Raw genomic sequence first — 9,816 nt, 5'->3', positions numbered from 1 at the left:
GCTTTAGCCAAAATACGTTGCAATTTCGGCTAAAGCCATATTTATTAATCAATCATATACCTCCAGCTAAAGCTGGAGGCAATTCAGAAAATGAATGTGAATGAAAAAAAGTTTTCAGTTTTCAGTCTCAGTATTCTTGCATATTGAGACTGAAAACTGAAAACCGGAACTAAAAAACCTAAACGTAACTTTCCAACTCAAGAGATTCCTTAAGCAGCGGATAATTTACTTTTCCGTTTGGTGTAAGCGGCACATTTTCTATATGCATTACTTTTAAGGAATTTGCATGAAGATTCAGTTTTGCTTTCAGGACTTTTAGAATTGGCTCTTTGTTTAAACTTTCGTCTGTGTACATAACGGCTAAATGTTTGTCGTTTATTCCTAGACAAATAAAAGTTTGTCCGCCCAAAGCATCTTTCAAAAGCAGTTCGGTTTCATCAAGATTAAGTCGGACCCCAAATAGTTTTACAATTCGTTTTATTCTGCCTACAATATAATAGTAACCTTCATCATCTATTCGGGCTTTATCGCCTGTATGGAGTTTTTCCTCTTGTTCGAAAAACTGAAGATCGGCTCTAATATTGGCATAACCGCCAAAAACATTTGGACCAATATAAATAAGTTCATCCGTTTCATTATCGATTTCAAAATTTCCGTTTTTGATGGGTAAGCCAATTGATGTTCCTTTTCTCAAAAGATCTCTTGGAGGCAGATAAGCCATTCGTCCGCAAGCTTCGGTTTGACCATATTGAGCGAAGAATTGTTTATTGAATTTCTCGCTGAAATCTGAAATGGCTTCGATTAATTTATGATTCAGCATTCCGCCTGTATGAGTAAGATATCTTAAGGAAAGATGATCTTTTTTGAAGAATCCAATACTGTACAACATTTCATAAAAATAAGGAACTCCGCCTAAAGTAGAATAGCCGTATTTTTTAAAATCTGCCCAAAACTCCTTCTGAAAAGCATCTTTATCCGTACAAACAATTTGGTTTGCTTTTATGCAATTTGTCGTAAAAATCGATAAGCCGTAAACAAAATTAATAGGCACATTTAGCGGCACAACATCATCAGATTTAATCGGCATATATTCCATAATCGACTTTGCATTCTGAACCAGATTTTCATCAGAAAGTCTGACGAATTTTGGCGAACCCGTAGTTCCGGAAGTGCTTAATAAAAGCTTGGTTTTGGCATGTATCGGATAAATTAAATTGACATTTCGTTTAAACAATACTATCGTTTCTGAGGCATTTACTGCAACATAACCTTCAATTTCAGTTCGCGAAGGATCATAGATATAATAAGGAGTATATTTTTGTTCTAAATTTTCCTTGAAATCCTCTAATAATCCCATTCCTAATAAAGCAATTGTGAACCTGCTTTGATAAAAATTCAGCAATGTTTCAATTGCCGGCAACTGATTGTCGTTGTATATAAAAACTACAGAACGCAGGTTTTCAATTTCTAAGGACTGATGCATTTCTGCCATTGTTTTTGAAACTCCTGTCGAGGAATCTGTAAAGGTCAGTTTTTCATTTTTTCTGATTAAATCGTATAATTCCATAGTTAAGGTTTGGTTTAATCTGTTAATTGTAAGTGCTTAAAATTATTTAACACATAGAAACATAGATTTTATTCTAAAAAAAGAGTTTAAAAATGAAATGAATTTCTTTCGCATAAACGACTATTTTAAAAACTTTGTTTTCTATGTGTTAATAATAATTACATCTAACGGGTTATTCTAATTAATTTCGAATCCGTATTTTTTTAGGATATCTTTTATTTTTGTTACGCTTCCCATTTCCAGAATATCTTCCATTTCTATAGAGATATTATAGGTGCTTTCCAGTTCTTCAACCAAAACTAAATGGCTCATAGAATCCCATTCGGCAATAGCCTGATATTCTAATTCGTCGTTTACTGCTTCAACAGGAATTTCAAAAGCTCTTGCAAATACTCCGTGTAATTGTTCTATTGTACTCATTTTCTATTATTTAAATTGTTATTTTAGTATACTTTGCTAATTTTTTTTCACGCAGATTTTAAAAAGATTTAAGCAGATATGCGCGGATTATTTTTGGAATTAAATATAAATCTGCCTGAAGGATTTTTTAATTCATGTTTCTGTATGCTAATTTTTTACGCAGATTTTAAAATGATTTAAGCAGATATTTGCAGATTATTATATCGAATTAAATCTGCTATCATCTGCTAAATCTGCGTGAAATATTTTCTAATATATTTTTCTGTATGCGAATTGTTTCTCGCAGATTTTAAAATGATTTAAGCAGATATGCGCGGATTATTATATCGAATTAAATCTGCTATAATCTGCTAAATCTGCGTGAAACAAAAATCCTTTTTAATCCTTAATATCAAACCTTAGTATGTTTCCATTTTCCTTTACGGAAGACAATTATACAGGCAACCGCCAATACAATTTCTGAAAGAAGAATCGCGGTAAAAACACCATTTGATCCAAATTCTAAAGAAATTCCTAACGCATAGGCGAGTGGAATCTGGACGATATAAAACATTAAAATATAAAGCCAGGTTACTACTTTGACTTCGCCGGCTGCGTTGAGCGCTCTTGAAATCACCATTGTATATCCCAAAAGAATATAAGCCATAGAGATAAAATGTATGTATCTCGTACTAAACGATATAACTTCTGGAATATCCGTAAAGATTTTTACAACCGGAACGGCGAGGAAAATCCAGCAGATTCCGATAATCACCAGAAATCCCATGTTTAACATTCCGGCTCTCCAAACCGATTTCTCGGCTCGTTCAGGTTGTTTTGCTCCAAGATTTTGTCCCGTTAATATTCCGGCTGCGTTTCCAAGTCCCCAAGCTGGCATTGTTGCGATCGACGTTACTCTTTGCGCTAAAATATATCCTGCCAATGCATTGGGTCCAAAGTGAGACATGATCTTAATCATAAATACCCAACTTGAAGCGGGAATAATAAATTGAACCGTTCCGCCAAATGCCAGTTTCAAAACTCTTTTAAGAATTGCCAGATTGAGTAATAATTGTGCCTTTCCAATTTTCATTACATTTTTACCTCTCACGAGATAATAAGCCTGATAAAGTACACCAATAACTCTGGCAATTAAGGTTGCTAATCCCACGCCAAGTAAACCGTAAGCAGGAATTGGACCCCAGCCGTAAATAAATACAGGACACAAAATAATATTGATTGCGTTTGAAAGCCAAAGGATTCTCATTGCGGTTGAAGCATCTCCGGCACCACGAAATATTCCGTTGATTACGATGCGCAGAATCAGGAATCCGCTTGAGGCAAACATCACGATTCCGTATGTTGTTCCTTCCTGAACCATTGCTGTCGAAAGTCCCATTGCGCTCATAATATCAGTGGTCCAGATTGCGCAGACAATACTTATTATTGCAGCAATGGGCGTTGTGATATAAATAACCTGCATTGCGGTTTGTCCGGCGGCTTTGAATTTTTTCTCACCAATTCTTCTTGAAATCATCGCCGATGCTGCAATTCCAAGTCCTATGGAAACCGAATAACAAAAGGTGATAAAAGTTGTTGTTGCTCCGGCAATAGAAATAGCGTTTGTGCCTAATCTGCTGACAAAAAACAGGTTTGAACACACAAATAAAGATTCCATTAAAAGCTCGGCAACCATTGGAACCGACAATAAAATAATGGTTTTATTGATGCTTCCTGATGTGAAATTACTTTCGGTTCCGGCAAGCGAACGCCTTAAAAGACCAAAGAAAGAGCGTGTTTTTAAAATTGCTTCTTTCATTAGTTTTCTTTTACGGTTAATACTTCTTCATGAATCAATTGATGTAGCGGATTTGGAATAAAACCACTTTTTTTCATGTGTGGAAATCCAACCGTTTCTTCATAACCATTATATAAACGTCGGCTATTGAAAATAAGGCGTTTAAACTCAGGAATGAATAAATTGTATTTATCAAACAAATCTTGTAATTCCGGATGTTCGTGCTGAAATTCTATAATAATATCGTGAACACAATTCCAGAATGAAGTTTCAGAATAATCAGCGGTTGTAATTAATACGTCGCTCAGATATCTGAAAAATGCATCAAAAACAGCGATAAGAATTGTTAATGGCGCATTTTCAGGATTTGGAGAAGTATTAAACATATTGTCAATAAATTCCTGTGGAAGCTTTTTCTTTCCTTCTTCATTAATTAAAATATCTCCCACAAAATCCTGCAAAGCGATTCGGGTTGGAACATAATTCTTTAAAATTAAAATCACATTTTGCCCGTGCGGATCAATGCATAATGAATGCTGGTAATAAATTTGAAGCACCGGTTTTAAATACGCGGTCATATATGCTTTTAACCATTGTTCTGTCGAAAGTCCTGATTTTTCAATCAATTCTTCAACAAGGCTTTTTCCATGATCGTCAACATAAAGTAAAGCCGCCATTGTCATTAGATTTTCGCCGTGTTTTAGAAAATTAACCGGACTTTCGCGCCACATTGCGCCTAAATATTCATTGTATTGATAAGGAGAATTTTCAATTTTGCTATAATTTGGATGTGTGTAGGAAACCGAAACCATTTCGCCCAAAAGCACAACGCCCATATTTTGCAAATGTTGATCTTTTTTTAAAATGTCCTTAATATATTCGGTCAAACGCGGTGCAATCGATAATTGTTTGGGACACAAACCTCGAATATGACTTGTATTCAAAATAGACATTGACGTTTTTACGTAATGTTTATCAGGTTTACTCTGATTGAAAAAAGTGCGAATACTTTGTTGCGGACTGTAAATGTCTTCGGTTAATTCTAACGGAATCAGATTTTTAGAGGCAATATCATTGGCAAATTGCATGACAAGTTTATTTTGCCATTGCCATAAATGCACGGGAATAAAAATGTAATCAGCCGGATTTACTTTTAACTGACTTAGTTTGTTTTTAAGTTCCGATAATTTTTCAGCACCAATTTCATTTTCATAAAAAGTCTGCTCATTCATATCACTTTGTAAACGCAAAGTGGCTCTGTTTTTATGAGCGGCTACCCAAACCAAACGTGTTTTTTGTCCGGATTCAGGTGTGTAATTTTCATAATCTTCTGAGTCGAAACCAATTCGTCCTTTATTTACAATTACCCACGGATGACCATCCAAGCTATGTTCTATAGTTTGAAAATCAGCATCGGCCAATTTTGAAGCCGACAAACGGCGTTTTGAATGAATAAAAGCATCAGCATATAAAGTATGCAGCAATTCCTCAACATAATGTGCAAGCGTAAAAGAGTTGATTCCAAAAGTTTCCTGAAGTTCAATAAAGAAATTCGGTACATCGATACGATCTGATTTTACTTCGTTTTCGATTTTATAAATGCTCTCTTTTACAATATGCCAATAGTTAAGAAACCTCGGATAAGCCGAAAAACTGTAATAAATATTCTCTTTGTCAGTGTCTAAGATAAAGTGGGTAAGTCCATCTTCGTCTTTGCTGATAATTTGTGGTTTTGCCACATCTTCGCGCATTAATTCGGCAATACTTTTGGCAAGTAAATTTCGATTTACCTGATCCCAAGTGACCGCGTTGAGATGTTGTGCGTCTTTGAATGTGTTTTCTGGGGTTATCATTCTAGTTGTTTTTTTTCTAATTATTTTAATTGCTTGTTTAGTTTATTGAATAGCCTCCAGCTTTAGCTGGAGGTAATTAATGCGTCAATAATATAGCTTTAGCCAAATAACGTATTTTGGCTAAAGCCATTTTAATTGATTTTATAATAAACTCCAGCTAAAGCTGGAGGGAATTCAAAACTTAACTTAATAACGTTGCGCTTCGGAACAATGTGTTAAATAAAATTTTAGGAATTACACTAATCTGGGTTACTCATTTATTAATTCCAGAACATTATTTGCAGACAATTCTGAAGTTGCTTTTTGGACACCAAATTGCTGGAATGCAATTCGTTTTTCGACCTTATACACTTCACGATTTGCAAGTTGGTTAATGATGCAGGAATTTCTGTAAGCGCCCATTCCTAAATCCGGAGTTGAAAGTCCGTGTGTGTGTAATTCAGCATTTTGAACAAAAATATCCGTTCCGTTTTTGTCGATTGTATAATTGCGATTCACATTAAATAAACCATTTTCCAGACGATTGATTTTGCTTTCAATTCCGGATAAAATTGCGGGTTCTTTGTATTTATAACCTGTTGCAAGAATCACATAATCGCTTTGATCTTCAAATGGCTGATCGAGTTCGGTGTGAATAAAATCCAGATTATAAGTTCCGTCAGCTTCTTCATTGACCGAGGTCAGTCGCATATTCGAACGTAATTCAACATTTAGCGACGTATCTTCTAAACTCATTTGGTATAAACTATCGAAAATTTCGTTGATTAATTCCTGATCAATTCCTTTGTAAAGTCCGTGTTGTCTGGCTAAAAGATGTTTTCTTTTTTCTTCGGATAAACTATGAAAATGATCTACATATTCCGGAGAAGTCAATTCCAGCGTCAGTTTTGATTTATTGTCCAAAGGGAAAAAGTGAGAGGAACGCGTAAACCATTTTAGCTGTAATCCGTTTTGAGTTGCAGGAAGAAGATCGCGGAAAACTTCGGCAGCACTTTGTCCGGAACCAATTACAGTTACAGCTGCATTTTTAGGAATACGAGATTTGAAATTCAGGTATTTTGAGGCGTGAATTAAATTAGGTAATTCAGGATCAATAAAATCCGGAATATGCGGTGAAGTTCCTGTTCCCAAAACAATTTTATTGGCATAATAAGTTGATGTTATACAAGTCTGAGTGTTGATAACCATGACTTTATAAACATTATCGACGTGATCTATTGAAACAACTTTATGCGAGAATTTGCAATTTGGCAATTGTGAAGCCACCCATTTGCAATAGGCATTGTATTCACGCCTGTAAATAAAGAAGTTTTCACGGATATAAAAAGTGTATAAACGTCCGCTTTGTTTGATATAATTTAGAAAACTGTACTTATTTGTTGGGTCCGCCATTGTAACTAAATCGCCTAAAAACGGAACCTGAAGTGTTGCATTATCCAACATTAATCCCGGATGCCAGTCAAAGTTTTCTGACTGGTCAAAAAATAATGCTGATAAATCTTCAACGGGTTCGATAAGTGCGGCAAGTCCAAGATTGAAAGGTCCAATCCCAATCCCGATTACTGAATATATTTTTTCTGTACTCATTTTTGTTTTTTTATGAATTAAACCTGATGTGCTGAAACGGTATTGTTTTGAAAATCTTTGGCAGCAGGAAATTTTGCCCAATACCATTCTCTGTAACAAAAATTCAGATTGGCTTTTTTATGGGGCATTTCGATTACTTTCTCGATTTTGAAACCTACATGCGCTTTGTTCATCATCGATGCAATTGAATCTACAGCTCCTTCGCCAACCATTTTACCCACTTTTGATTCTCCCAAAACAAAATCCATCATAGATTGTGTTGACGGTGAACCGTATTTTAATTTAGGATCAATTGGCGCAATAAATTGATGCGTTCCGTAATCTGATGGTAAAACATCATAATAGTTGCCAACAATATCTCGGCTTGCCCAATATACTTCGATATTAAATGTAGGAACGCCGTTTGCTTCGCCAATAAAACTATGCGAATGATCTCCGGGAATCAACATTCTGTAATACGCTTCGAGTTCGCGAATTGGCCAGTTCATTTGCCAGATTTTCAGCGCATGTTCACGATGAAACCATTCATGGAGCATTTCTAAATCCTTATCAATATCTACGGGACGCAAAGTGATTGTGACGTTTTCCTTCTCAAAAAAGCGACTGAAAACGGTAGTATTTTCTTTTGGATTAATCAGTTTTTTAGAGAAAAAGTGTTTGTTCAAAGGATTTGGAAAAGTCTTGTAAACCGCAGGATTTGTTCTTGGCGCGCTGGCTTCATCCATATTATTTAAACTCGTCAATAAGTTTCCTTTTACAACTAATTTGACACTATTTGTGAAGTGCGCCACCAAACCGGTTGTATCTAAATCTTCTTCTTTTTTTAAGGCTTCGTAGATTAAATTAAGAAGTACGGTTTCGTCAGCGAGTTTATTTTTGCCTAAAGTATTTACAACTCCAAACAAGTGATTTACTAAAAGATAATATCCCCAGAAATCAATAATTCTACTTTCTGCAATAAAAGATCTGCTTTCTTTTCCGAAATCTGGAATCAGTTTTTCCAGTTCTTCGACTTTTCCTTGACGGAAAAAATAACCCTGATTGTCTCTAAAATATAGTTTTGAAGGGAACAGATTCTCATCAAATTCAACAAGCATATTCTGCTGATGAAACTCAGATCCGAATCCGTATTTATTAAAAATACCAACCAAAGGCGTTATCGTAATATTCAGATATTGTTTGAACCATGAAAGCGCCGTTTCGGTTACAGATGCATCTTGTTTTTTAGCAGCTTCATTGATTAGATTCAGCATTCTTGGCGATTCACCCAAAACGCCATCCTGACAAAGTGAAGCGACCATTGAAACATTTTTCTTGGCATTAGCTCCGTGAAAAGGATTTTGACGAATGCTTGTGCTGAAACCGTCAATAACTTTGTCATTATAAGTGACGGCGATAAAAGCAGGATCTGTAATAAGCTCAATTTGAGGATAATCTTTCTGGATTCCTTTTCCCCAGTCGGTTTTCATGAGTTGTGCGGCATCATAACCACGATTTAATTCATGCAGATAATTGACACGAAATGAATTAGTGATTTTTACATGTAAAGAGAATTTGTACATCCATTCACTTTCGGCATTATAAACCGTTCTTACAGATGAAGTTGCAGTATAAGAAGGTCCAAATTGCCCCAGACTAAAAAGAAGCTGTTTGGATAGCATTTCTTTAACTTCTGTCTCTTCCAGTAAATAATTTGCTTCCCACGGATGCGTTGGAACTACTTTATAATTAGTGTAAAAAACCAGTAATTCTTTCGCATTTTCATCGGCATATTTTGAAATTTCGTCTCTTAGATAATCCGTTATTAAATAATCTCCGGCACTTTTTTCGATTACATTTTCAGGATGAACAAGGAAAAAATGTAACGGAAATTTTCCGGACGTTTCAGGAGAATATTGAAGCAATTCTTCTTTCGTAAAACCTTCACGGCTTTTTGGCAAAGGATGAACGCTATGTCCTAAAATCAAAGATTGCTCAGATTGTATAAAACTTTGTTCAGGATCATTGGCTTTTTGATTGCTGTTTTTATAATGTTCCAGATATAAAGCCAGATTATCGATACTGTTTTCCATACGTTTTTGCGTAGGAACTGCGTCTAAATCAGGATAATCCGTTTTAGCAAATTCGCTGACAAGTTGTGTAAATTCCATAGGATTTATTTCCCTGAATTCATCTGTAGCGATATTTCTTGAAACAACCGGAAAGCTGAAAGAATGTACGCCACTTTCTGAAAAGTAAGTCAAAGGCGCAAAAACTTCCTGACCAATAGTTGTAAAATCAAACCTTAAAAAAGAGCTATGATCGATGGTTTGCATGAAATCAGCAAGGGTTTGATCGTATTTGGGAATACCTTCGTAATGGCTCCAATTACTGAATTCTCTGCAATAACAATTGAGCAGGGATTTAAAATTTACCTGTTCTGCCAGTTGGCGAAAATTAGTTAAGTCTGTGGTATTCATTTCCATTTTGTTTTATGAGGTTAAGTATTTTTTTAATGTCATTTAGGGTTGTAATCGGATTGAAAATGGTGAATTTCAAGTAGAACTCTCCGTTTACTTTTGTGCTTGCAACGAGAACTTCTCCGCTAAAAAAGAGTTTTTCTTTGATGTATT

Annotated in this window: 6 protein-coding genes; all 6 read right to left on the bottom strand. The window is 35.3% G+C overall.

Features of this window, described 5'->3' with window-relative positions; all coding sequences use genetic code 11:
* Positions 1 to 178 precede the first annotated feature (178 nt).
* Positions 179 to 1,567 carry an AMP-binding protein gene (locus ACHZDT_RS11115; RefSeq protein ID WP_394774699.1) on the bottom strand — a complete coding sequence of 463 codons (1,389 nt, stop codon included), beginning with the start codon at positions 1,565 to 1,567 and terminating at the stop codon, positions 179 to 181.
* A 177-nt stretch (positions 1,568 to 1,744) separates the two neighbouring features.
* Entirely contained in the window at positions 1,745 to 1,987 is a 243-nt protein-coding gene (locus tag ACHZDT_RS11110; RefSeq protein ID WP_089351709.1) for an acyl carrier protein, read from the bottom strand.
* A 391-nt stretch (positions 1,988 to 2,378) separates the two neighbouring features.
* The gene (locus ACHZDT_RS11105) at positions 2,379 to 3,785 is read right to left on the bottom strand and encodes an MATE family efflux transporter (protein WP_394774698.1); all 1,407 of its coding nucleotides are present in this window, start codon (positions 3,783 to 3,785) and stop codon (positions 2,379 to 2,381) included.
* The gene (locus ACHZDT_RS11100; protein ID WP_394774697.1) at positions 3,785 to 5,617 is read right to left on the bottom strand and encodes an IucA/IucC family protein; all 1,833 of its coding nucleotides are present in this window, start codon (positions 5,615 to 5,617) and stop codon (positions 3,785 to 3,787) included. Before ACHZDT_RS11100 ends, ACHZDT_RS11105 begins: the two co-directional genes overlap by 1 nt.
* Positions 5,618 to 5,866: 249 nt before the next feature.
* Complete coding sequence (locus ACHZDT_RS11095) at positions 5,867 to 7,204, bottom strand: lysine N(6)-hydroxylase/L-ornithine N(5)-oxygenase family protein (RefSeq protein WP_394774696.1); 1,338 nt, start codon at positions 7,202 to 7,204, stop codon at positions 5,867 to 5,869.
* A gap of 17 nt (positions 7,205 to 7,221) precedes the next feature.
* Complete coding sequence (locus ACHZDT_RS11090) at positions 7,222 to 9,663, bottom strand: GNAT family N-acetyltransferase (protein ID WP_394774695.1); 2,442 nt, start codon at positions 9,661 to 9,663, stop codon at positions 7,222 to 7,224.
* Between the last annotated feature and the right edge of the window lie 153 nt (positions 9,664 to 9,816).

This window comes from Flavobacterium sp., from assembly GCF_043722275.1.
Classification (GTDB): Bacteria; Bacteroidota; Bacteroidia; order Flavobacteriales; family Flavobacteriaceae; genus Flavobacterium.
The sequence above is the reverse complement of the archived record's forward strand: the minus strand, read 5'-3'. Positions and strand labels throughout refer to the sequence as shown.